Genomic DNA, 25713 nt, shown 5'->3' with positions numbered 1-25713 from the left:
CTCTTTTTTATAATAAATACATACTTTTATCTTAAAACATAAAAAGCTATACCTTCATATTTATATCCAAATTTTCCACCAGAAACTTCAATGTTACTAGTAGTGAAAAAATGATCAGGTTTATTTGTACTTTTAAAATAGCGATAAATGGGAATAGTATTAGGTTGTTGTATATTATAAGCATAACCACTTATTCCTTCATATTTCCAGCCATCTTGTCCACCATTTCTTAATTCATTCCAATTTAAGGTAGACAAACGGTCACCATTGATAGTATTAAAGTACCTATAAATAGGATAAGTATTAGAAATTTGAGAACTATAAATTTTACCTAAGATACTTTCATAGTAATTATTACCTAATTCAGCATAATTGGAAGTATAAAAATGTTGACCATTAATATTATATCTATAAAGATTATTTGTTTTTATTATTGTTTTACCAGGATATTCTTTAGCTATAAAATTTTTATCAGTTTGAGATAAAACCGTATTCCATCCACTTGACCAACCATTTAAAGTAAAAGATGATGGAAAAGAGTAAAGCATAATTGATTTACTGTCAAAAGCAGAATAATTAGTGACTGTAGAACTATATTTATAAAAAATATTGTTATCTACTTCATCATGATTCCAGTAATTAGGAGCTCCACCATAATATTCATATACTTTAGACTTGTTCCATTGTATATTTGAAGCAGGACTTTGATGTTCATGAATAAGACCTAAAGCATGTCCAAATTCATGAATAATTACTCTTGAAAATTCTGTATCCGAAGTAAAATTTGTAAACCAGCCAAAATTCATGGATGGTTGATTGTGACTAATTCGATTACAATCTGTACCTAAGTAGGACCAGGAACCTCCACTATTATCAAAATTTATTCTTATATCTGCATTTTGATTAGAATCTACATATTGGAATTTCAAATTAGCATATTTTAGCCATTCTTCAGCAAATTGTTTTACTTTACTTTGTAAAAAAGGAGTTCCATTTAAAAATTTAATTTTAATTATCTGGCCATTATTCCATTTTTTAGATTTAAGTAAAGCTGCATTTGTAGTGATTCCCGTATAAATGGAGTCAACCTCTTCAGGTAAATAAGCATCAAGACAAAAATTTTCTTTCGTATTCAATCCTTTACTAGGTGTAATATCAGGGCTTAATGAATCTTCATTGTTACATGATAATAAAAGAAATGAAGAAAAGATAAATAGTAAGTAAATGTAATTTTTCATATATAAATTTTATTTGGTTATTTTACAAATGTAATTAATTAAATTGGTATAATTATATTTAATAGTTATTTTATTGTTAAATTTTATATCTTTTACATATATTTATGGCTGTGTTTTTATTATTGTATGATTTATACATTGTAAAATAGATTTATATTTTTAAAATGATAAATAAATAAAGATTACTCATATTTAGTATATTAAAATTATATACATGTTAGAAGGTAAATAAATAGCATAGTGAGCTTAAGTGAACTGTTGTTGTTTCTATATTTAAAATAAACAGGTATAATTTTTTTTTCTATTGACTAGAGTTAGATTAATATCACTTTGAATAATTGGATTTGACAATATGTCACTTTATTTTAAAATAAATATGACAAAATCTAATAAAATATTTCGTGGCATAATCATTGAAAATAATATAAACAAAATTTTTAAACATTTAAAATTAGTATTAAGAAAAAAAATATAAATATGAGCAAAATTATAGGTATTGATTTAGGAACAACAAACTCTTGTGTGGCAGTGATGGAAGGTAGTGACCCTACAGTTGTAACCAACGCTGAAGGAAAAAGAACCACCCCTTCAGTAGTGGCTTTTATGGAAGATGGAGAAATTAAAGTAGGAGATCCGGCTAAAAGGCAAGCAGTAACTAATCCTCATAATACAGTTTATTCCATAAAAAGATTTATGGGTACTAAATTTTCTTCAGATGCAAATGAAGTTTCAAGAGTCCCTTATAAAGTAGTAAAAGGAGATTCAGACACTCCAAGAGTAGATATTAATGGAAGATTATATACTCCTCAGGAAATTTCCGCTATGATTCTTCAAAAAATGAAAAAAACAGCTGAAGATTTCCTTGGAGAAACAGTTAGTAGAGCTGTAATAACTGTTCCTGCTTATTTCAATGATGCTCAAAGGCAAGCTACTAAAGAAGCAGGAGAAATAGCTGGTTTAAAGGTAGAAAGAATTATTAATGAACCTACAGCAGCTGCTTTAGCTTATGGTTTAGATAAAGCACATAAAGATCAAAAAGTTGCTGTATATGATTTAGGAGGAGGTACTTTTGATATTTCAATTCTGGATTTAGGAGATGGTGTATTTGAAGTATTATCTACTAATGGAGATACACATTTAGGAGGGGATGATTTTGATGATGTTATTATTAATTGGTTAGCAGATGAATTTAAATCAGCTGAAGGAGTAGATTTAAAAGCAGATCCTATAGCATTACAAAGATTAAAAGAAGCTGCAGAAAAAGCAAAAGTAGAACTTTCTTCTTCTACACAAACAGAAATTAATTTACCATACATTACAGCAACCGCTTCAGGACCAAAACATTTAGTACAAACCTTAACAAGAGCTAAATTTGAACAATTGGCAGCAGATTTAGTTAAAAGATCTATGGAGCCTTGTAAAAAAGCACTTGAAGATGCAGGATTAAAAACTTCAGATATAGATGAAGTTTTATTAGTAGGAGGTTCAACACGTATTCCTATTATTCAAGAAGAAGTTGAAAAATTCTTCGGAAAAAAACCTTCTAAAGGAGTAAATCCAGATGAAGTTGTGGCCATAGGAGCTGCAATTCAAGGAGGAGTTTTAACAGGAGATGTAAAAGATGTATTATTATTAGATGTTACTCCACTTTCTTTAGGAATAGAAACTTATGGAGGAGTATTTACAAAATTAATAGAAGCCAATACTACTATTCCTACAAAAAAATCTGAAACTTTTTCTACTGCAGCAGATAATCAACCGGCTGTTACTATTAGGGTAGGACAAGGAGAAAGACCTATGTTTAACGACAATAAAGAAATTGGTAAATTCGATTTAGTTGATATACCACCTGCACCAAGAGGTGTTCCTCAAATTGAAGTAACGTTTGACATAGATGCTAACGGAATTTTAAGCGTATCAGCTAAAGATAAAGGAACAGGTAAAGAACAATCCATTAAAATACAAGCTTCTTCAGGATTAAGTGAAGCAGAGATTGAAAAAATGAAGAAAGAAGCAGAAGCAAATGCTGAAGCAGATAAAAAAAGAAAAGAAGAAGTAGAAAAATTAAATGCAGCAGATGGAATGATTTTCCAAACAGAAAAACAATTAAAAGAATTTGGAGATAAATTACCTGCAGATAAAAAACAACCGATAGAAGATGCTTTAGGAGAATTGAAAAAAGCTCATGAAAGTAAAGATATACCAGCTATTGAAGCCGCAATGGAAAAAATCAATACTGTTTGGGCTTCCGCTTCAGAAGATTTATATAAAACAGGTCAAGCCGGAGGTACAGCAGATGCAGGAGCTCAGGCAGGAGGAGAACAAGGAGCTGCTGGTGCTAATCCGGGAGGTGATAATGTAGAGGATGTTGACTTTGAAGAAGTAAAATAAATGTAAATTTATTATAATAAAAAAGCAGTTTGGATAATCATAATATTCAAATTGCTTTTTATTTTTTATATATAGTATATTATATTGATTTTTTTTATTACTTTTGCAAAGCTTAAAAATATTTGATTAGATTTTAATATTATAAATTATTAAAATTTATATTTTATAAGTAAACAAAATTTAAATTTAATTTTTTATATCAAGTTTTATTATAAACAAGGTTTACATTTTTATTAAGAAATAAGTAAAAATGTAATAAGTTTATAAAAATAATTTTTAAATTGAAATAGAAGAAACAAAAGTATTATTAGTTTTTTTAATTAGTATTTTAATAAATTATAAATAAAAATACTAAATATAAACTTATTAACCTGTAAAAAAGTGTTAATTTTTGGCACGATATTTATGATAGTATTAACAAAACTAATAGTAAATTAAATTTGTACCCTTTTTTAATTAAATAAAACAAAAGGGATTAGTTATTTAAATTTTTAGAATTAAATTATTTTATAAAAAGAGAAAATTATGAAAAAGTTAGTATTGTTAGCAGCAGTAGTTTTTGGATTAACAACTATGAATGCTCAAAAAAACAGTATTCTATTAGGAGGTAATGTAGGTTACAGCCATACTGAAAACAAGACTGGAGGATCAAAAGATAAAGTAGATTCTTATGATTGGTCTCCATACTTAGGTTATCAGTTTTCAGATCATTTTACGATCGCAGCCCAAGTTTCCTTTCAAAAATCAGACTTAGACAAAAATCAACTTGATAAGTTATTCTTAACTAGTGGTGACTTAAAAACTACAAAAATTGGTGGTTTTATACGTTACACACAGCCTTTAAGTGAAACTTTTGCTATTTATGGCGATTTAGGAGCTGGATGGCAAGAAACTAAAACTAAAGGTAAATATGAGAATGCGTCTGTGAATTATGAACAAAAAGCAGATGGTTTTTATATAGGTTTTAAACCCGCATTATTTATCAACTTTAAAAACAATTTTGGATTAAATTTCAGCATTGGAGGAATAGAATATAATCATTTAAAAGAAAAGAAATCAGACAGTAAATCAAATGGTGTGGATGTAACTTTTGGTAATGCATTTAATATTGGTATTTCTAAAAACTTTGCGTTATAATATCAAAATTTATTAACAAAAGAATCTAAACGAAATTTTTAATTAAAAAGATTTACAATGAAAAAAATAATACTAGCAACCTTTGCTCTTTTAGGGGTGATGTCTGTTAATGCTCAGAAGAATTCTATTCTTTTGGGAACAGATTTCAGTTATAAAAGAGTTAATGGTTTTGATAATGATAAAGCCAATAAATATACTTTTTCTCCTATTATAGCCTATGAAGTAGCTGATAATTGGTTTGTAGGAGCAAAAACAAGCTTGAGCTATAGTGAATCTTCAGAAAAAACAACAGATGCTTCATTAGTTACAGTTAAAAATAAAACTAAAGATTACACTACAAAAGTGGGAGGGTTTGTACGTTATTATCATCCCTTTAGTGAAACATTTGGAATTTACGGAGATTTAGGTGCAGGTTATCAACAAACTAGATCGGATGTTACAGAAAGAGATTATTCTACTGGGTTAACTTCTGATACTCCATCTGAAAGAAAAAGAGTATATGGATATTATATAGATTTTGTTCCTGCTTTGTTTATAAATTTTAAAAACAATTTTGGATTAAATGTTTCATTTGGAGGAGTTGAATGGAATGATACAAAAACCAATATAGCAAGTGATTATAAAAACTACTCTAAATCCAAAGATTTTGATTTTAATTTTGGTAAATCCATCAAAGTTGGAGTTACCAAAAAATTTAGTTTTTAAAAAACAAATATTTAAAATATTGAAAAAAACCTTTGATAATTCAAAGGTTTTTTTTATTTGATAAAACAAGATAAATAAGTAACTTTGTTTAGCTAAAAAAAAATAAAAATGTCATTACCAAAAATTAATCCTACTGAAACTCAAGCATGGAAGTTATTAGAAGAACATTATAAACAAATACAAAACAAACATTTACGACAATGGTTTAAAGAAGACCCACAAAGATTCAAAAAGTATTCTATACACTTTAATGATATTGTATTTGATTATTCCAAAAACAGAATAGAAGATAAAACTTTGGATTTATTATTAAAACTAGCAGAAGAAACCAAAGTAAAAGATGCTATAGAAAAATTATTTACGGGAGATAAAATCAATGAAACAGAAAACAGAGCAGTTCTGCATACAGCATTAAGAAATCGTAAAAATACACCAGTATATGTAGATGGGGAAGATGTAATGCCAAAAATCAATAAAGTTTTAGCTCAAATGGAAAAATTTTCCGAATCTGTAATTTCAGGACAATGGAAAGGATATTCTGGCAAAAAGATTACAGATGTAGTTAACATAGGAATTGGTGGATCGGATTTAGGACCTTTAATGGTAGTAGAGGGCTTAAAATATTATAAGACCAGATTAAATCTTCATTTTGTATCTAATATTGATGGAACTCATATTGTAGAAACATTGAAGCAGCTTAATCCTGAAACCACACTGTTTATTGTAGCCTCTAAAACCTTTACCACTCAGGAAACCATGACTAATGCACATACAGCAAAAGATTGGTTTTTAAAATCAGCTAAGTCCGAATTAGAAGTTGCTAAACATTTTGTTGCATTATCTACAAATCAGGAAGCAGTTAAAAATTTTGGAATAGATGAAAGAAATATGTTCGTGTTTTGGGATTGGGTAGGAGGCAGGTATTCTCTTTGGTCAGCAGTTGGGTTAAGTATTTGTTTAGGAATAGGCTACGATAATTTTACTCAATTATTAGAAGGAGGATTTGAAGCAGATTTACATTTTAGACATTCAGATTTTAAGGAAAATATTCCGGTAATTTTAGCATTATTAGGAATTTGGTACAATAATTTTTTTAGAGCAGAAAGTGTATCATTACTTCCTTATGAGCAATATTTACACCGTTTTGCTGCCTATTTCCAACAAGGAGATATGGAATCTAATGGGAAATATATTGATAGAAATAGACAAAAAGTAAATTATCAAACAGGTCCCATAATATGGGGAGAACCCGGCACTAACGGTCAACATGCATTTTATCAATTAATACATCAAGGAAAAAAATTGATTCCTTGCGATTTTTTTGCTGGGGCTAATACATTAAATAAAGTTTCAGATCATCATGTTAAATTAATATCAAATTTTTTCGCACAAACTGAAGCTCTAGCTTTTGGAAAAAATGAAGAACAGGTAATAGCTGAATTAAAAGAACAAGGAAAGACTGAAGAAGAAATCCAAAAATTAAAAAACTATAAAATATTTGAAGGAAATCGCCCGACTAATTCTTTTTTATATAAAATATTGACCCCTAAATTATTGGGTGAATTAATTGCCCTTTATGAACATAAAATATTTGTACAAGGTGTTATTTGGAATATTTTTAGTTTTGATCAATGGGGTGTTGAATTAGGAAAACAATTGGCTAATAAAGTATTACCTGAATTAATGGATGAAAAATATATATCATCACATGATTCTTCTACCAACGGATTAATCAACGCATATAAAGATATGAAAGATTAATAAATAGATTTTAGTTTAGCTTTATACATATAATAATTTTAATATCAAATGAATTTAGGTTATAGTTAAAAATTATAAGTCTATATTTAAATATAATTTTTTTATTTTATTTTAGGTATGAAATTTGTTCATTTATAAGTATATTATAAACAATTTAAAAAAAAAGTCATGATTAAAGAACAAAACGAAGTAAAGAGTACCTATAATGATTTAGAAAAAAATAAAAAATTAGGTAAGTTTTTTGGAGAATTATTTTCTTATAATAGTTCATTAAAACTATATCACTGGCATGTAACAGGAAAAGGTAGTTATGCAGCACATATTGCATTAGATGAAGCAATAGATTCTGTACTTGGAATTATTGATCGTATAGTAGAAACATCTTACGCTCAGTTTGGCACTATAGATATAACTATTAAACAAACTTCAACTCCTAAAGATATTGTAAAACACTGTGAAAATTTTTATTTGTTATTGCAAGATGGAAGAGAACTTTTTTCAGATGATTATTCCTTATCAATTTTTGATGATTATCAAGAAGCCATACAACAATTATTATATCGTCTAAAAAGATTACAATAATTTTTATTTCAATTTAAAATACTTCATAATTTAATATTAAAGAGTTTTATGAGAGTATAAATCGAATACTGTTAAAAATAAATATAATAATATGGCAACCAAAATAAAACATAGTGAAGTAAATATAGGAATAAGTAAAGAAAACAGGCAATTCGTTTCCGATAATTTAAATAGGTTATTAGCTAATGAATACTTTTTATATACTAAAACCAGAAAATTTCATTGGAATGTTGAAGGAGTACATTTCAGATCATTGCATACCTTATTTGAAGATCAATATAAAGAATTAGCTGAGGTCATTGATGATATAGCTGAAAGAATAAGAAAATTAGGACATTATGCATTAGGTTCTTTTAAACAATTTAGTGCTGTTGCTGATCTATTAGAACATGACGGAGAAGAAGTAGGAGATGCTAAAACTATGCTTTTAGAATTATGTGATGATCACGAAACCATTATTCGTATTATACGTTCTGAGTTAATTCCTATCGCAGACAAATATAAAGATGAAGGAACTAGTGATTTTCTTACAGGAGTAATGGAGCAACATGAAACTATGGCATGGATGCTTCGCGCGACAGCTAAATAATAATAAGTAAAATAATTTCATATTAAAAAAACCTCTAATATTGTGAGGTTTTTTTATTTTATAACCAGATAAAATAGTATTTGACTTTTTATAGATATCTTGCCAAAAACTAGTAATATTGAGTTCTTATAAGTTTTAAAGAATATTTATTTTCATAAATTAATTGTAATAATTTTATTTTGTTTAAAATTTAAATGAAATAACTTTTTTATATAAAAAGTTATAATTACAGAATTACATGCCGGAATATTTAGTAATTATTTTTTCAAACCATTTTTGAGGAAGTACTTTTTGTATAAATAAAGAAAGTTTTTGAATATTTGAACCAAAATAATAATGAGGTTTTAATTTAGATTTTTGAATTAATAATTTTTCTAAAAAAGGAGCTAAAATTTTAGGATCAAAGCCATTATTTACATCTTGATTTATACCTTCATAAACTTTTTTAAATATAATTTCATAAGGTGTGGAGACATTGCTTTTAATTCTACTATCAGCAATATTTGTTTTAACATCACCTAAATTTACGGTACATGCTTGAATATTCGTATTATTTAGTTCATATCTCAAAGCTTCTGTAACAATATCTAAAGAAGATTTAGAAGCAGAATATATTCCTCTGAAAGGCAATCCGATTTTGCTTCCAATTGAAGATATATTTATAATTTTCCCAGTATTATTCTTTCTCATTATCGGTAATACTTCGGAAATCATATTTATAACAGATATTAAATTTAGATTAAATAAATCTGTTATTTCTTCTTCTCTAGCATCTTCAATAGCCCCAACCATTCCCCTTGCTGCATTATTAATTAATAAATCAATAGAATCAGTTTCTTTTTCAATTTGACAAATTGCTTTTTTAACTTCGGATTTTATAGTAATGTCAGTAACTATAGTTTTAAAATTGGTATTACTAGGTAGAGAACGGCTTAGACCGTAAACTAAATATCCCTTTGCTTGAAAAAAATTACCTAAAGCTAATCCTACGCCAGAAGATGAGCCTGTTATAATTATACTTTTAGACATCCACAAAAATTAATATTAACAAAATTAAAATATTAATTTGATAATTGAAGTATAAAAAATAAAATGACCTTAAGCTATATGTTTAATATAACTTAAGATCATAAAATTAATAAAAAATAAATTTATATCTTATATTTAATTATATAGTCAATGAGTCCATCTATAGGTCGTCTAAGTGCAATACCTATTTTTAAATCATTTTCAGAAAGTTTTTGTTCTAATTCGTCTTTAAGATAAAAACCAATCGAGCCATTGAAATTGATAGGAACTTCTTTACAATTATCATATTGTTTAATATAATAATCAATAAAAGTTTGTATTTGTTTATTGACTATTTTTTGGATAAATTCATGATCTTTGTTTTCTATGATAAATTTTGCAAATGTAGCTAAATAGGCATTTGGATTTGGTTTTTTATATAAATTAACTTTAATGTAGTCAGCATCCATATTATATTCTTGCTCTAATTTTTTAGATAATTCTTCAGGAAGTATTTTAAAATTATATGCACGTATTAAATCAGCCCCTAATTTATTTCCACTACAGTCATCCATTAAAAGGTAGCCCAAAGATAAAACTTTTTGATTGAGCTTTTCGCCGTCATAATAGCTACAATTAGAACCGGTACCTAATATACAAACGATAGCCTTACTATTAGGAGGAGTTGTTGCATATACAGCGCCATAAGTATCTTCCTCCACAATGATTTCTTCAGCTTTTGAAAAGAATTTTTTTAATGTACTGCGTACAATATTTTTCATATTTTCCGTACCACAACCAGCTCCATAAAAAAATACTTTGGAAACTTTTGTTTTATTTTGAACTATATCAAAACGTTCATTTAGCCGTTTTAACATTTCTTCTTTATCTATAGCCTCAGGACTTAAACCATTTGTTTGTGAAGAAAATAAACGGTTTCCCTGACTATCAATTGCAACCCAATCAGCTTTAGTAGCTCCAGAATCTGCTAATAGAATCATATTTTTATTTTTTGTATTTAGTTATGAGTTCAAAAATACAAAATAATAACTGGGAATAAAATAAAAAAATGTGATTTATATTTTAAAATTTTATTTTATATATAATATTAAAAGTTATTTTTTATAATAAAGTTTAAATATTATAATTTTAAAAATTGCATTAAACATTTCATGTATTTATCTTTCTTGAATGAGTACAAAATTGTAGGTTTTATTCCTCTTTTTTCACTTTTTTCATTCAATTTATTAATAAATCCCATAGATAACATTTTTCTTTGAAAATTTCTTCGGTCTAAATTTTCTCCTAAAAATGCCTCATAAATAAGTCTTAATTCACTCATCGTAAATTTTTCAGGAAGTAATTCATAACCAATAGGAATATGATTTATATATTTACATATTTCAAAAATTGCAGTATTAATTATTTTGTTATGATCTCCATATAATTTTGGTAGTTTATTTATATCAAACCACCGTATTTCTTCCTTTTCATTACAAAACATTTTAACTTTTGAATAATTTACAAAAGCATAATAGCCAATACTTACATACCGTTGATTTAATATATTTTTATCTACTTTAGAATAAAGTCTATTGATTTCTCCAAAAACATGGAACTGAGTTAATAAAATATTGTCTATTCCAATATTTTCTTTTAAAGCGCGGTAAGCTGCTTCTTCAACTGATTCAGTTTTATAAATAAAACCTTCTGGAAGCATCCACTTATCATAAATCATTAATTTTTTAAGCAAGATTTTGATTTTTCCTTCATAATAACCGAATATTACATTGTTTAGTAAGATATTCGGTAAAAATTTATCTTTAGAGTTTAAAAGTAAATGTTTACTTTCAAAAAAATGATTCATGACTTTTTCTAAAAAAAAATATAAATTTAATATTGAATATTATCAACAAAAATACTTATTTTTTTTATTTATATTTATTAATATAATGTAATTGTAATAATTCCATAATATTATTTTATTAAATATAATTATTATATAAAATTAAAATAATATATACTGTTTAGTTATAAAAAAATATGCAATAGCACGTAAAATGACGTTTATGTGTTTTTTTGTTACAAGTTTAAAGAGTAGATTTTGTTAAATTTTGTGATTTCTTATTAAATAATAGCTATTTTTTTATATGATATTAGTCAGAACCTATTAATATAAATTATTTAATTTCAATGCATTAATTATTGTTTTTTTTACTTGTTTGTAATTGAATTAGGATAAATATAGCCAAACAAAAAAATTTAAATTATCTTTAGAGTCAATATGACGCATATATGTGTCTATATGGGCTTATGTGTGTATAATAAATAAAAAAACTTCTAATTAAGTATATTGATCTATGAAAAAAATTTTAATCTCAATTGCAATTTTAATTATTTTCGAAGCTAATGCACAACAAACTGATTTTGTTACAATTCAAAATGATAATGGTGTAACTTTAGGATATTCTCCTACTTCTGGAGTAAAAATTTTGACCATTGAAGGCAAGAAGTTTAAAGACCTTAATAAAAATGGAAAACTAGATAAATATGAAGATTGGAGACTATCAGTAGATGAAAGAGCAAATGATTTAGCACAAAAAATGTCTCTTGAACAAATTGCAGGATTAATGCTTTATAGTAAACATCAGGCGATTCCCTTAAATGATAAAGGATTCGGATCTGGTAAATATAATGGAAAACCTTTTACAGAAAGTGGAGTAAAACCATGGATACTATCAGATGAACAAAAAATTTTTTTAAAGAAAGATAATTTAAGACATATTTTAATAACCTCAGTACAAAGTCCGGAAATTGCTGCACGCTGGAATAATCAAATGCAGGCTTTTGTTGAAGGAATAGGTTTAGGTATTCCTGGAAATACAAGTTCAGATCCCAGAAATTCCGGACAAGCTACAGGTAATACAAAAACAGAATTTAATGCAGGTTCAGGAGGCGAAATTTCCATTTGGCCCGATGGTTTAGGACTTGCTGCTACGTTTGATCCATCTCTTATACGTAAGTTTGGTAATATAGCATCACAAGAATATCGAGCTTTAGGAATAACGACTGCATTGTCCCCCCAAATAGATTTAGGTACAGAACCACGATGGTATAGGATTTATATGACGTTCGGCGAAAGTCCCGAATTATCAGCCGATATGGCAAGAGCTTATATTGATGGATTTCAAACATCTACAGGCAAAGATGAAATTTCTGACGGATGGGGATATAAAAGTGTAAATGCTATGGTTAAACATTGGCCTAGTGGAGGTCCAGAAGAAGGGGGGAGAGATGCACATTGGGCTTTTGGAAAATTTGCTGTTTATCCGGGAAATAATTTTGATATGCACTTAAGACCTTTTACTGAAGGAGCATTTAAACTAGATGGTAAAACTTCTAAAGCGTCAGCCGTTATGCCATATTATACAATTTCCTATAATCAATCTAAAGATAAGAGCAACTATGCGAATGGATTTAATAAATATATTATTAATGATTTATTAAGAGAAAAATTTGGTTATGATGGAGTTTTATGTACAGATTGGATGATTACTACAAATGAAGGTAAAACTCCTGATGAATTTCAGGGAAAACCCTGGGGAGTTGAGAATAAAACCATAGCTGAAAGACATTATATTGCTTTAATGGCAGGTATGGATCAATTTGGAGGAAATAATGTTATAGAACCTGTACTCAAAGCTTATAAAATGGGTGTTAAAGAACATGGAAAATCTTATATGAGGAAAAGATTTGAACAATCAGCAGTTAGACTTTTAAAAAATATTTTTCGGTTAGGATTATTTGAAAACCCATATTTAGATCCGCAAGAAAGTGCTAAAATAGTTGGAAATCCAGAATTTATGCAAGCGGGATATGAGGCACAGATAAAATCTATAGTACTATTAAAAAATAAAGGAAAAGTATTACCTATAAAAAAAAGAAAAACTGTATTTATTCCAAAAAATTACTATCCTTCAACTAAAGATTGGTGGGGAAATTGGTCGAGACCAAGCTTAGACTATCCAATAGACTTGGAATTGGTTAAAAAATATTATAATGTAACTGATTTTCCTGAAAAAGCGGATTTTTCAATAGTCTTCGTATCGAGCCCTTACAGTAATAATGATGGAGGAGGATATGATATTAATGACCGCAAAAGAGGTGGTAACGGTTATGTGCCCATTTCTTTACAGTATAATAGCTATACAGCCATAGATGCTCGCAGTCATAGTATAGCTGCAGGAGATCCCGTTATAGATCCTTCCATTAAAGATCGATCATATAAAGGAAAAACCGTTAATGTTTCCAATGCTTCAGATTTGTCAACAATTTTAAGTACTAAAAATCAAATGGGAGATAAACCCGTAATAGTCGTGGTAAATATTAATCGCCCCATGGTATTTAATGAATTTGAAAATCAAGTAGAAGGTATTATAGGTCGATTTGGTATAGGCGAACAAGCAATATTAGATATTATTTCAGGAAAATTTGAGCCATCAGGGCTTTTACCTTTACAAATGCCAGCAAATATGTCTACTGTGGAAGAACAGAAAGAAGATGTTCCTTTCGATATGGAATGCCATCAAGATAGTGAAGGAAATGTCTATAATTTTGGTTACGGATTGAATTGGAAAGGAGTTATAAGAGATGAAAGAACCGTTAAATATGGAATAAAAAAATAAATATAGTCTAATATTTAGTTGTAGTATTTACACAATTTAGATATATGATAAAAAATTAATAAAAAATCAAACTAAAACCATAAAAATAAAATAAATTATGAATAATACTGTGAAAACTATAAGTGTCTTTGCTGTTACGTTTTCTATAATAAATATTGCTTATGCCCAGAACAATAAGACAGATAGTATTAAAGTAAAGGTAGATTCGAAGAAAGAACAGAATTCATCAGTAATGTTAAATGCCTCAGCAGATAATGGACCAAGAAATGTTAATATAGGACTTCCCGCAAGTGTAGGAGGAACGACGATTTTAGAAAATGGGCTTCCGGTAGTTTTTGATTTTATGGGGCAAATGCCTGTAAATGCTTGGAGATCAGACTCTAGTTTTGATCGTATGGAGGTGCAAGATGTAGCAAAGACAGCAATTACTATCGGAGATATTGGAGTATCAGTAAGTACTTATACTAATAAAGGAACAGAAAAATTACAAGGTTCAGGAGCCTTTACTACTAATTCTTATGGATTATTAAGAGGGAGTTTTAATGTCAGTGGACCAATGAAAAATGGGTTCTACTATTCAATAAGTGCCTTTGCCAATATGGATCCGGGAACATTTAATGCAGCATTTTCCCAATTTCTTGATAAAACTCAGATTTACAAAGCAATAATCAATAAAAAATATAATGAAGGAAAAGGAGAAATCGGGATACAATACAAATTTGCAAGTTCTGAATCCGTTTCTACTAAACAAAATCCATACTATTATCGATCTAATGGAAAAGTAGATGCTGTAGAAGGATTCAAATTAGGAAGAGATTCATATCTGGAAAAATCAGGAGTAGTTCATTATGTGAATCCGCTTACAGGAGAATATGTAACTAAAGATGCAATGAAAGGTTCAGGAGCAGAAAATCATATTATAGATATTTTTGGAAAAAATAGTCTAGATAATGGAATGAAGTTAGATTATATTTTGAGATATCAACATGCAGAATCAGGAAATTATAATCCATATTATTCATCAATAAGTAATCCCATAGATGGGAAAACACGTTATCGCTATGTAGGAACAGATAATATATATAATGGAAAAGTACAATCTGTATTAATGCTTTATACCCCTAGAATACCTACTAATACCTATATGACTCGTGTGGAACTAAGTAAAAAAACGGACAAACATCATTGGAATATTGGTTTTGACGAATGGTATTATCATGTTCACAATTCTAATACTGCAACCTATTCTTTTTATCATGAAGTTGCTCCCAATCCGACTCGATTAATTCAGGAAACTTATGATCCTGTAACGGGAATTTGGTCTCCAAGAAAGGGGTCAGATATATACGGAGGATATAACCATAACGGGGCTATGCAATATTATACAGGCAGTGAAAATAAAATGGCTTTATATGTAACAGAGAAATGGAATCCTTCTGAAAAAGTAGAAGTAGAAGGAGGAGCTAGATTAGAATGGCAAAATGTAAATGGAAAATGGTATACAGATGAAGATAGAAAGGAAGCAGGAATCAATTGGGTATCTGGAAATAAAACAAATGTAAAAAAAGATTGGATAAACAAAACATTTATAGCGAAAGGTTTATGGAAAATAATTCCATCATTTGGAATACAAGGAGATATAACCTATACCGAATTAGGGGGGAAACTTAGTAGTTATGCAGGAGCAGATGATCCTGGTATTAAAAAATCTAAAATACCCGGTGCATCTATGGGAGTATATTTTAACCATTCTTTAGTGAGAGTAGTTTCAAAAGTAACTTATATACAACGTAGTAATTTTACAAATAACTCAACATTTACTAATCCTAAGGACCCTTCGGATTATATGAAAAAAACAATAAGTTACGATGTAAAAACAATTGGATGGACAACAGATGCATTATTTACTCCCTTAAAAAATTTTCAATTTCATATGTTGTTAACACTTCAAAACCCGGAGTATAAAAACTATAAATTTGAAGTTTACGGGATAAATTATGATTATGATGGCAACATTGCAAGAAGTGTTTCTAAAACAATTATAGAACTGGATCCAAGCTATGAATGGAAAAAATTTAAGTTTTGGGCTAGTGCTCGTTATTTTAGTAAAGAATATGCTAATTATACCAATTCATTATATTTTGCAGGACGTTGGGAAACCTTTGCTGGAATAGATTATAAATACAGCAAAAATGTAAGTTTTGGAATTAGTGCAGTTAATTTATTAAACCAAAGTGGTGCTCAGGGATCAATTTCAGGAACCAATACGGCAATAGATCCTACACCGTACTATAACAAACCGGTTGCAGGTACCTACATTCGTCCGTTTACGCTGGAATTTAAAACTAAATTTAAGTTTTAACATTAATAATATTTAAAATGATATTACATCAACTTATTTGTATGTTTTATTAAACTTGAAGTTTATTATTTTTTTATAAACAAATACGAAATAAAAAAAGAAAATAAAATTAACTAGATTGAATATTAAAAATAAAACGAAAGGAGAAATCTACTAAAAAACAAATTAAAAAATTAATAATGTTTTTTCACCTTCAGAATAAGAAAATTTTGAATTACAAGATAAAATTACTCTACAGTTTAATATATAAATGTTTATGAAAATTATAAAACATAAAAATATAAGAAAAGTATTTGGTAATTATTGTTATCTGAATTTTAATGTAAAAAAAAATAAAAAATTGAAATAAATGATGAAATCTATGTTATTAAAATGTAAGTGTATAGCTTTTATCCTGTTAATGGGGTTGATTAGTCAGCAGATTCTGGGACAGAATAAACTGACATCTAAAAAGGACAATACAGTAATTTTATACATTACCAGACATGGGAAAACCATTCTTAACACTATGGATAGAGTACAGGGATGGGCAGACACTCCTTTGACTCCTGAAGGAGTACAAGTTGCAGAATTTTTAGGAATGGGAATAAAAGAAGTAAATTTTAAATCTGCTTATTCTAGTGATTTAGGACGTGCACGTCAAACTGCCAGAATTGTTTTAGATACAAAAGGACAATCTGACTTGAAAATAGTAGAAGTGCCTCAAATTAGAGAAACTAATTTTGGAAGTTATGAAGGAGACCTTAATTCAAAAATGTGGGGAGATGCAGCATTATACTTACATTATAAATCTTCAAAAGAGCTTTTTACCGATATGAATAAAAATCCAGATGTTTTAAAAAATGCAATGGCAACTTTTAAAACATTGGAAACACTTGGAATTGGAGAAAATTACGACGATGTTAAAGCTAGAGGACAGAAAGCGATTCGTCAAATAGCTGAAAATGAAGCCGCTTCAGGAGGAGGAAATGTATTGATAGTAGGACACGGAATGTCTATAAGTGTTTTCCTCTCAGATCTAGACAGTAATGGGAAAAATATATCAGGTACACATATGGGAAATGCAGCAGTATGTAAAGTAATTTATAAAAACGGAAAATTTACTATAGAATCTTTTGGAGATATGAGTTATGTAGAAAAGGGAAAACAAATATCAGAAAAAAAGAAATGAACTAATCTAATGCATGAAATTTATTTTTATATAAGAAATAATAGAGTGAAAAATAATAAAAAATTAAGTTATTTCAGCTTTTATAACGGTCCACTGTTATATTAAATATTTAAAAAATAGACTTTTTCCAAGTTTTCTTTTATAAAGAATATACTGTAATATAATATATAATAAGAGGTAGGATTTTAATTCATTAAAAAAATACATTTATTTAAAAGAAGCCAATTGTAATATTAGAAATAATAGTTAATAAATATAGATAAAAATGAAAAATAAAAATTTTAAAATTCTAATTCCATTTTCAATCGTATTTTTAATAAGTACTAGTGAAATATATAGTCAAAATAAAAAAATAAAAGATTCAATTAAAGTCGATATAGATCAGAAAAATGATAGAAACGTAATGTTAAATGCAGCTAATAGTACAGGACCAAGAGATGTTAATATAGGCTTGCCTGCTTCTGTGGGAGGAACAACCATTCTTGAAAATGGCTTGCCTGTAGTGTATCATTTTTGGCCGGAGCTGCCTACAAAAGCATGGAGATCCGACGTTACCATAAATCGTTCAGGACTTTATGATTTAGGTCAGACATCTATAAATATAGGGGATGTTGGATTTTCGTTAAATTCTTATGATAATTTAGGAACTGAAAAACTTCAGGGAAAAATTAATTTGGAATCAAATCATTTTGGATTAATGAGAGAAGGGGGAAACATAAGTGGTCCCATTAATAAAAAAGGACTTAAATATTCAGCAGGTGTTTATTTAAGCTTTGATCCCGGTACTTTTAAGCCTTCAGAAATAGACAGATATTATTCCGATAAAGCTCAATTATATAAAGCAGCATTAACACAAGATTATAAATATACTGGTGGAATAGGTTCTGTATCAGTATTATACAAATATGTTAATGTGGAAAATTTAGCTTATACATATAGTCCTTTTATCTATGGAAAAGACGGAGATGTAAGTGAAATCCCCGGATTTAAAATAGGAAGAAAATCATATTATGAAAAATCTGGAAAAATAACTTTAATGGATGCTTTTACGGGGAATATGGTAGAAAGAGATGTATTAAAAGATTACGGAACAGAATCTCATACAATTGATGTAATAGGAAATAATAAATTTGATAGTGGGTTACATCTCAATTACATAGTTCGTTATCATTCTGCAAAAGCCGGAGTCTATATTCCTATTATGGCGGGAGTTTCTTCTGTAAAACCAGGAGAATATGTTTATGCAGATACAGGAGAAGCCTATACGGGAAATAATGTTCAAGGGGTGTTAATATTAGCAACTAGAAGAACACCAATAAAATCCTTAATGGGGACTGTAGAATTAGGCAAAAAAACAGGAAAACATGATTGGAAAGTAGGTTTAAACGAATGGCATTATGATATTGATAAGTATGCTACAGAATCTGCAATGTATTTTCAGGAAGTAGCACCCAATCCAAGAAAATTAAGACAAGTTGCAGGAAATGCAAATGCCAATGGAGATTTTAATTTAAATCAAGGATTAGAATATCATAACGGAAATGAAAACAAATTCGCTTTATATATTTTGGATAAATGGTCATTAATAGAAAAACTAGAAATAAATTTGGGTGGAAGAATAGAATATCAGACCCTAAGAGGAGACTACCAAGACAGAAATTTAGGATATCTGACATTAACAGGACCTAAAACCAAAATAAATAAAGATTGGGTTAACCAATCCTACATGTTAAATGCGATTTATAAAATAACAGATAATTTTGGATTATTAGGTGATTTAAATTATAATGAACAGGCAGGTCATTTGGAAAACTATAATATAGGTGTAGATCCTAACATAAAAAAATCCAAAATACCAAGTGCCGGGTTAGGAATATATTTCAATCATCCTATTGCAAGTATAGTATCTAAAGCAACTTATATTACCCGTAATGAATATCGTTCTACTGTTAATTTTTCCAATCCTAATAATCCTGGTGAAGTTAAAAGAGAAACGACTAATTATGATATTCGAACAATAGGTTGGACTACTGATATAATATCAAAACCTATAAAAAATTTCGAGTTACATTTTTTACTAACTTTACAAAGTCCTAAGTATAAAAATTTTGTTGGACAAGTTAATTTTACTGATGGTTCCATCGCAAAATATGATTTCACAGATAAATATGTGACTGGAATATCAAAAGTTTTATTAGAAATTGATCCTAGTTATGTATGGAAAGATCTTAAAGTATGGGCCAGCGCAAGATATTTTAGTAAACAATATGCCAATAGACCTAATACAATATATTTTGCAAGTCGTTGGGAAACCTTTGCAGGACTAGAATATATGATAAATAAAAATTTAAGTTTTTCATCTACCGTTATAAATTTACTAAATCAAAGAGGAGCAAAAGGTGATATGGGAGATGCAGATTTAATATTAACTTCTGAACAGGCAAAAAAGAAAGAAGGAACAATACTTTCCGGAACTTATATACGTCCATTTACTGTTGAGTTTAGTCTCAAATATACTTTTTAATAAAAAAAAATAATTTAAAAAATACAAAATATGACTAGTAAAGAAAAAAATTATACGTTGCCTATAATAATGATGTTTGCCCTATTTTTTATGATTTCTTTTGTAACTGGTTTACAAAATCCAATGGGTATAATTGTAAAAAATCAATTTGGGGCTTCAAATTTTATGTCTCAGTTAGGAAATGCAGCTAACTTTATAGCATATGCATTTATGGGGATTCCTGCAGGAATTCTCTTACAAAAAATTGGATATAAGAAAACAGCTTTACTTGCTATTATTATAGGATTTTTAGGAGTAGGAATTCAATATTTGTCTGGTGGAATGGAAAGTTTTGCTACCTATTTAACCGGTGCCTTTGTTTCCGGTTTTTCTATGTGTATGCTCAATACTGTGGTAAATCCTATGTTAAATACTTTAGGTGGAGGAGGTAAAAAAGGAAATATATTGCTGCAACTTGGAGGATCTATAAATTCTATAGGAGCTACAATTGTACCTGTATTGGTAGGCTATTTAATTGGTAATGCTTCGAGAGCAACAATAAAAGAAGCAAACCCTGCACTATTCTTAGCTATGGGAATTTTTATTTTGGCATTTTTAGTATTATTATTTGTAAAAATACCAGAACCATATTTAGATAAAAAAGAAAAAGTTAAAAGTAAATACAGTGCATTCTCTTTTAGACATTTTTGTTTAGGAGTAATAGCTATATTTATTTATGTTGGAATAGAAGTAGGAATTCCCAATACAGCAAATTTGTATATGACCTCAGATACAGATAAAGGAGGTTTAGGTATTGATACAACAATAGCAGGCACAGTAGTTGGAACCTATTGGTTTTTAATGTTAATAGGGCGTTTAATTGGAGCTTCTTTAGGAGCCCGCGTATCTAGTAAAGCAATGTTAACGTTTACCTCTTCATTAGGGTTAATATTTATACTATTAGCTATTATTAGCCCTATTTCTACTACAGTGAGTATGCCTGTGTTTAAATCAGATATATCGTTAGGATTTGCAAAATTACCTATTACTATAGTATTTTTTATATTGTGTGGTTTGTGTACCTCTGTTATGTGGGGCGGAATTTTTAATTTAGCCGTAGAAGGCTTGGGAAAATTTACTTCAGCAGCCTCTGGTATATTTATGATGATGGTTTGCGGTGGTGGAATATTGCCTCTAATTCAAAATTATTTTGCAGATTTAACCGGATTTTTATCCAGTTTTTGGCTAGTTATAATAGAGTTTGCTTTTATTCTTTACTATGCATTAATTGGAAGTAAAAATGTAAACAAAAACATACCTGTAGATTAATTTATTTTTTATTATATATTTTTAAAGTTTTCCTAATTTAATTAGGGAAACTTTTTTATATAAAATAGGTATGGGGTAGAATATGCTAAATAGTTGAAATTATAAAACCAAGCAACATTCCACTAAATACGAAAAGGAGTTTTTGCCAGTTTAAATTATGTTTCTCATTATTTTCAAATATTATAACAGAAGAAATATGTAAAAAAATACCGGCAACAATTCCCATAGCAATAAAATATAAATCTGAGTTCAAAAAAGAACCAAGATAGGCACCTAAAGGGGCTGATATTGCAAATAATAGTAAAATAAGTACAGTATAAGTGTTTTTTAACTTTAGAGATAATAAAAAAGTAGTTAGAACAATGGTTTCAGAAATTTTATGAATACTTAGTGCCCATAAAATATTTGAGTTGGCATGATGTTCATGGTTATGATTTAGATGATGAGCAGCTTCTATAGGCATCCCTTCTAAAAAAGAATGAATAAAAAGCCCCAACATAACACTTAATGGGATAGCCGCATTTTCATGATGTTTATGATAATGTACATGCCCATGTTCAATGCCTTTAGAGATTCCTTCCAAAAAAAGTTGCAAACCTACTCCCATTATCACCCAAATACCTGCGTTTCCTCCACCATTTGCATATAAAGAGGGAAACATGTCTAATATAGTTATAGCTAAAAGTAATCCTGCACTAAACATTAATAACTTTTTACTAAACCTTGAATTATCCTGAAAAAAATAAGCAATACCCGAGCCTATAACTACTGCCATAAAAAGGATAAAATAATCCATCAACTTATTTCTTGAAAATTAAAATCAAACGAGGAGATTGTTTTTCTTCAAAAGTATTTAATTGATAATCTCCAAAAACATTTTTAAGAATAAATCCGGCCTTTTCAGCCAGTTTTTTAAAGTAATCTAATTTACATATTTCTACTCTTTCCTGAAAATGGTAATCTTTGCCTTTGTCAAAAAAATTAATATCTTTAATAATGAAACCGCTTTCAATTTTCCTGCGCAAATGAAATAAAATTCCATCAACCATTTTATCTTCTTTTTCTACTAAATTATGTTCTACTAAGGAAACATTCATAAAATCCATAACAAATATACCTTCATATTTCAGCTGATCAAAAACAGATTTAAACACCTTGAAATTATCTTCTTCATTATTAAAATATCCAAAACTTGTAAATAAACTAAAAACAGCATTAAATTTATTAGGGAAATAAACTTTTCTCATATCCCCTACAAAAAACTTTAAGTATTCATTTTCATACTGTTTAGCACTTTCAATACTTTTAGAAGCCAAATCAACTCCCGTAACATTATATCCTAATTTATTTAAAAAAATACTGTGTCTTCCTTTTCCACAAGCTAAATCTAAAATTTTACTTTCTACTGGTAAGCAAAGATATTTTAGTAAATTAGTAATAAATTCTTGTGCCTCTTTGTAATCCCTATTTTTATATAAAATATGGTAATAGGGAGTGTTAAACCAATCTGCAAACCAATCCATATTTCAAAAATAAAACAAATTTTTCACCTGATTTATATATTCATGATAATATTTTTAGGTTCTGGTATTTTAAGGATATAACTAATTTTTTTTAATAACTTTCTATTATTTTTATAAATTCAGTATTTATATTTTATGTAATAGTTTTTATTTTAATTTATTTGTATCATATGAAATAATGTAAATAGAAAAATAATAAAAAAATTATTTCATGTATATATTGTATACATATACCAAACTAAAAGACAGCCTTACTTATAGTCTGCATAAATTTTTATTTATAATTTTTTAATACTCTTGTATTATTTCCACACAATGATTATCATACATCATTTTTTTGATTTATATTTTTAATAATTATATATATTGAAATGTAAAAAAATTATTTATATTCTTAATAGGTAAAATTTGATTAACTTTTAGTATATCAATAAAAAAGACATAGAATACGCTTAATAAATAAAAACTAATTTGTATATTTGCGCTTCGATTTTAGCGGTTTAAGAGACAAAATCGAAATAACAATATGTAAAACCTCTTTCTGTATAAAATTATTCCGCTTGTAATCTCAATTATTTTATCAGAAATACAATATATTAAATTTATGTCTGAAGAGACTAAAAATCAAGTAGAAGAACAAGAAGTTCTTAAAAATGCAAACATAGCTCCTGAGCAGTTTGACTGGGATTCTTTTGAATCTGGGCTAGATGCTGAAGATAGAAAAGAAAAATCTGAATTAGAGAAGATGTATGACACTTCTTTACAAGAACTTGATGAAAATCAGGTTTTTAAAGGAAAAGTCGTTCGTTTAACAGATAAAGAAGCTATCGTAGATATTAATTTTAAATCAGAAGGAGTTATTTCTTTAAATGAGTTTCGTTATAACCCTAATTTAAAAGTAGGGGATGAAGTAGAAGTAATGGTTGCTCAAAGAGAAGATAAAACCGGGCAACTTCAGCTTTCTCATAGAAAAGCAAGAATGCTGAAAGCATGGGATAGAGTAAATGAACTTCATGAAACAGGAGAAATAGTAGAAGGATACGTTAAATCTAGAACTAAAGGAGGAATGATTGTAGATGTGTTTGGAATAGAAGCATTCTTACCAGGTTCACAAATAGATGTTAAACCTATACGTGATTACGATCAATATGTAGGTAAAACTATGGAATTCAAAATTGTAAAAATCAATCATGAATTCAAAAATGTAGTGGTATCTCATAAAGCATTGATTGAAGCTGATATTGAAGACCAGAAAAAAGAAATTATTGGACAACTTGAAAAAGGTCAAGTATTAGAAGGAGTTGTCAAAAATATTACTTCTTACGGAGTATTTATAGATCTTGGAGGAGTTGATGGTTTAATTCACATTACTGATTTATCATGGAGTAGAATTAATCATCCGTCTGAAGTAGTTCAGTTAGATCAGAAAGTAAATGTAGTAATACTAGACTTTGATGATCAAAAATCCAGAATCCAGTTGGGTATGAAACAATTAGAACCGCATCCATGGGATGCTTTGGATCCTAATTTACAGGTCGGAGATAAGATAAAAGGAAAAGTAGTTGTTCTTGCAGATTACGGAGCTTTTGTTGAAGTAGCCCCAGGTGTAGAAGGATTAATTCATGTATCTGAAATGTCTTGGTCTACCCATTTAAGATCAGCCCAGGATTTTGTTAAGATAGGAGATGAAGTTGAATGTGTAATTTTAACCTTAGACAAAGAAGAAAGAAAAATGTCTTTAGGTATGAAGCAATTAACTCCTGATCCATGGACAGATATAACAGCTAAATATCCAGTAGGATCTAAACATAAAGGTACTGTAAGAAACTTTACTAATTTTGGAGTATTTGTAGAATTAGAAGCTGGAGTTGATGGATTGATTTATATTTCAGATCTTTCATGGACCAAGAAAATTAAACATCCTTCAGAATTTTGTGCTGTAGGAGACGTTTTAGATGTTGTAGTTCTTGAATTAGACACAGAAGCAAGAAGACTAAGTTTAGGTCATAAACAATTAACGGATAATCCTTGGGATAATTATGAAAACAAATATGCAGAAGGAACAGTGCATAAAGGAATAGTAGCTCAGTCATTTGATAAAGGTGCTACTGTGCAGTTTGAAGATGCAGATGTTGAAGCATTTTGCCCATCAAGATTGTTAGAAAAAGAAGATGGTTCAAAAATAAAAAAAGGAGAAGAAGCTGATTTTAAAGTTATAGAATTCAACAAAGAGATCAAAAGAGTTGTTGTTTCTCATACAGGGACTTTCCGTGAAGAAGAAAGCCGAGAAGATAATGAAAAACAAATTAAATCTCAAAATCAGAATGTTGAGAAATCAACTTTAGGAGATCTTGATGAATTGCAAGAATTAAAAAGAAAAATGGAAGAAGGAAAATAATATTAATTATTTAACTTCGTAAAATTTGTAATAATAAATAAGGGCTGCTTTTTAGCAGCCCTTATTTATTATAAAAAACTTTGAAGAAAAATTAATGTAATAATTTAGCATAAAAAACATGCTTATTTAGATTCATAAGCTATCATAAAAAACTAATTGAATTTATAATTATTAAAATTAATTATCGTTAAAAAGTTTTATTAAATTTCTTAAAAAACTAAACATATATAAATTTTCAGATGTTAAATAGATATCTACCTGATTAATATATAATTAATATTTTTATATGTAAAAATTAAAGAAAATTAGAGTATAACTTTCGAATAATTAA

18 protein-coding genes are annotated in these 25713 nt (G+C 28.3%); 12 read left to right on the top strand and 6 right to left on the bottom strand.

Features of this window, described 5'->3' with window-relative positions:
• Positions 1 to 26 precede the first annotated feature (26 nt).
• Positions 27 to 1238, bottom strand: a complete 1212-nt coding sequence (locus C4S77_RS10340; protein WP_105247475.1) for a matrixin family metalloprotease — start codon at positions 1236 to 1238, stop codon at positions 27 to 29.
• 477 nt (positions 1239 to 1715) lie between these two features.
• On the opposite strand from C4S77_RS10340, the gene dnaK reads away from it, so the two are divergent.
• From dnaK to C4S77_RS10310, 6 genes are all read left to right on the top strand, one after another.
• Entirely contained in the window at positions 1716 to 3629 is a 1914-nt protein-coding gene (gene dnaK, locus C4S77_RS10335; RefSeq protein ID WP_105247474.1) for a molecular chaperone DnaK, read from the top strand.
• 525 nt (positions 3630 to 4154) lie between these two features.
• Positions 4155 to 4766 carry an outer membrane beta-barrel protein gene (locus tag C4S77_RS10330; RefSeq protein ID WP_105247473.1) on the top strand — a complete coding sequence of 204 codons (612 nt, stop codon included), beginning with the start codon at positions 4155 to 4157 and terminating at the stop codon, positions 4764 to 4766.
• A gap of 57 nt (positions 4767 to 4823) precedes the next feature.
• Positions 4824 to 5471 (top strand): outer membrane beta-barrel protein, encoded by a 648-nt coding sequence (locus C4S77_RS10325; RefSeq protein ID WP_105247472.1) that lies wholly within the window; start codon positions 4824 to 4826, stop codon positions 5469 to 5471.
• A gap of 108 nt (positions 5472 to 5579) precedes the next feature.
• Positions 5580 to 7232, top strand: coding sequence for a glucose-6-phosphate isomerase (gene pgi, locus C4S77_RS10320; protein ID WP_105247471.1), 1653 nt, complete (start codon positions 5580 to 5582; stop codon positions 7230 to 7232).
• Positions 7233 to 7400: 168 nt separating this feature from the next.
• Positions 7401 to 7814 carry a DUF5856 family protein gene (locus C4S77_RS10315; protein ID WP_105192729.1) on the top strand — a complete coding sequence of 138 codons (414 nt, stop codon included), beginning with the start codon at positions 7401 to 7403 and terminating at the stop codon, positions 7812 to 7814.
• 91 nt (positions 7815 to 7905) lie between these two features.
• The gene (locus C4S77_RS10310) at positions 7906 to 8403 is read left to right on the top strand and encodes a Dps family protein (RefSeq protein WP_105247470.1); all 498 of its coding nucleotides are present in this window, start codon (positions 7906 to 7908) and stop codon (positions 8401 to 8403) included.
• A 234-nt stretch (positions 8404 to 8637) separates the two neighbouring features.
• On the opposite strand, the gene C4S77_RS10305 is transcribed toward C4S77_RS10310, so the two are convergent.
• The 3 genes from C4S77_RS10305 to C4S77_RS10295 all read right to left on the bottom strand — a co-directional run bounded on the left by C4S77_RS10305 (position 8638) and on the right by C4S77_RS10295 (position 11278).
• A complete protein-coding gene (locus C4S77_RS10305; RefSeq protein WP_105247469.1) occupies positions 8638 to 9432 on the bottom strand; it encodes an SDR family NAD(P)-dependent oxidoreductase in 795 nt (264 codons plus the stop codon).
• A gap of 122 nt (positions 9433 to 9554) precedes the next feature.
• Positions 9555 to 10412 (bottom strand): N-acetylglucosamine kinase, encoded by an 858-nt coding sequence (locus C4S77_RS10300; RefSeq protein WP_105192735.1) that lies wholly within the window; start codon positions 10410 to 10412, stop codon positions 9555 to 9557.
• A gap of 140 nt (positions 10413 to 10552) precedes the next feature.
• Positions 10553 to 11278: an NUDIX hydrolase gene (locus tag C4S77_RS10295; protein ID WP_105247468.1), complete on the bottom strand. Its 726-nt coding sequence runs from the start codon at positions 11276 to 11278 to the stop codon at positions 10553 to 10555.
• Positions 11279 to 11771: 493 nt separating this feature from the next.
• On the opposite strand from C4S77_RS10295, the gene C4S77_RS10290 reads away from it, so the two are divergent.
• The 5 genes from C4S77_RS10290 (at position 11772) to C4S77_RS10270 (ending at position 21461) form a co-directional block, all read left to right on the top strand.
• Positions 11772 to 14096 (top strand): glycoside hydrolase family 3 protein, encoded by a 2325-nt coding sequence (locus C4S77_RS10290; protein ID WP_105247467.1) that lies wholly within the window; start codon positions 11772 to 11774, stop codon positions 14094 to 14096.
• Between the two features lie 97 nt (positions 14097 to 14193).
• Positions 14194 to 16458, top strand: coding sequence for a TonB-dependent receptor (locus tag C4S77_RS10285; RefSeq protein ID WP_146106100.1), 2265 nt, complete (start codon positions 14194 to 14196; stop codon positions 16456 to 16458).
• 349 nt (positions 16459 to 16807) lie between these two features.
• The gene (locus C4S77_RS10280) at positions 16808 to 17629 is read left to right on the top strand and encodes a histidine phosphatase family protein (protein WP_221405120.1); all 822 of its coding nucleotides are present in this window, start codon (positions 16808 to 16810) and stop codon (positions 17627 to 17629) included.
• 265 nt (positions 17630 to 17894) lie between these two features.
• Positions 17895 to 20153: a TonB-dependent receptor gene (locus C4S77_RS10275; protein ID WP_221405119.1), complete on the top strand. Its 2259-nt coding sequence runs from the start codon at positions 17895 to 17897 to the stop codon at positions 20151 to 20153.
• Between the two features lie 21 nt (positions 20154 to 20174).
• Complete coding sequence (locus tag C4S77_RS10270) at positions 20175 to 21461, top strand: MFS transporter (RefSeq protein ID WP_221405121.1); 1287 nt, start codon at positions 20175 to 20177, stop codon at positions 21459 to 21461.
• Positions 21462 to 21546: 85 nt separating this feature from the next.
• Here C4S77_RS10270 and C4S77_RS10265 read toward each other — a convergent pair whose 3' ends face one another.
• A complete protein-coding gene (locus tag C4S77_RS10265) occupies positions 21547 to 22257 on the bottom strand; it encodes a ZIP family metal transporter (RefSeq protein WP_105247463.1) in 711 nt (236 codons plus the stop codon).
• A 4-nt stretch (positions 22258 to 22261) separates the two neighbouring features.
• On the bottom strand, positions 22262 to 22984 hold the full coding sequence (locus tag C4S77_RS10260) for a class I SAM-dependent DNA methyltransferase (protein WP_105247462.1): 723 nt from the start codon (positions 22982 to 22984) through the stop codon (positions 22262 to 22264).
• 604 nt (positions 22985 to 23588) lie between these two features.
• Between C4S77_RS10260 and rpsA the strand changes: the two genes are divergently transcribed.
• Positions 23589 to 25382, top strand: coding sequence for a 30S ribosomal protein S1 (gene rpsA / locus C4S77_RS10255; RefSeq protein ID WP_105192751.1), 1794 nt, complete (start codon positions 23589 to 23591; stop codon positions 25380 to 25382).
• Positions 25383 to 25713 lie beyond the last annotated feature (331 nt).

It is taken from the genome of Apibacter adventoris, from assembly GCF_002964975.1.
Taxonomy (GTDB): Bacteria; Bacteroidota; Bacteroidia; order Flavobacteriales; family Weeksellaceae; genus Apibacter; species Apibacter adventoris.
This window is presented reverse-complemented; position numbering and strand designations above follow the sequence as displayed.

Bases quoted from the DNA above. Each gene is read 5' to 3' on its own strand.
- C4S77_RS10340 (WP_105247475.1), bottom strand. From the start codon at position 1,238: ATGAAAAATTACATTTACTTACTATTTATCTTTTCTTCATTTCTTTTA.
- dnaK (WP_105247474.1), top strand. From the start codon at position 1,716: ATGAGCAAAATTATAGGTATTGATTTAGGAACAACAAACTCTTGTGTG.
- C4S77_RS10330 (WP_105247473.1), top strand. From the start codon at position 4,155: ATGAAAAAGTTAGTATTGTTAGCAGCAGTAGTTTTTGGATTAACAACT.
- C4S77_RS10325 (WP_105247472.1), top strand. From the start codon at position 4,824: ATGAAAAAAATAATACTAGCAACCTTTGCTCTTTTAGGGGTGATGTCT.
- pgi (WP_105247471.1), top strand. From the start codon at position 5,580: ATGTCATTACCAAAAATTAATCCTACTGAAACTCAAGCATGGAAGTTA.
- C4S77_RS10315 (WP_105192729.1), top strand. From the start codon at position 7,401: ATGATTAAAGAACAAAACGAAGTAAAGAGTACCTATAATGATTTAGAA.
- C4S77_RS10310 (WP_105247470.1), top strand. From the start codon at position 7,906: ATGGCAACCAAAATAAAACATAGTGAAGTAAATATAGGAATAAGTAAA.
- C4S77_RS10305 (WP_105247469.1), bottom strand. From the start codon at position 9,432: ATGTCTAAAAGTATAATTATAACAGGCTCATCTTCTGGCGTAGGATTA.
- C4S77_RS10300 (WP_105192735.1), bottom strand. From the start codon at position 10,412: ATGATTCTATTAGCAGATTCTGGAGCTACTAAAGCTGATTGGGTTGCA.
- C4S77_RS10295 (WP_105247468.1), bottom strand. From the start codon at position 11,278: ATGAATCATTTTTTTGAAAGTAAACATTTACTTTTAAACTCTAAAGAT.
- C4S77_RS10290 (WP_105247467.1), top strand. From the start codon at position 11,772: ATGAAAAAAATTTTAATCTCAATTGCAATTTTAATTATTTTCGAAGCT.
- C4S77_RS10285 (WP_146106100.1), top strand. From the start codon at position 14,194: ATGAATAATACTGTGAAAACTATAAGTGTCTTTGCTGTTACGTTTTCT.
- C4S77_RS10280 (WP_221405120.1), top strand. From the start codon at position 16,808: ATGATGAAATCTATGTTATTAAAATGTAAGTGTATAGCTTTTATCCTG.
- C4S77_RS10275 (WP_221405119.1), top strand. From the start codon at position 17,895: ATGAAAAATAAAAATTTTAAAATTCTAATTCCATTTTCAATCGTATTT.
- C4S77_RS10265 (WP_105247463.1), bottom strand. From the start codon at position 22,257: ATGGATTATTTTATCCTTTTTATGGCAGTAGTTATAGGCTCGGGTATT.
- C4S77_RS10260 (WP_105247462.1), bottom strand. From the start codon at position 22,984: ATGGATTGGTTTGCAGATTGGTTTAACACTCCCTATTACCATATTTTA.
- rpsA (WP_105192751.1), top strand. From the start codon at position 23,589: ATGTCTGAAGAGACTAAAAATCAAGTAGAAGAACAAGAAGTTCTTAAA.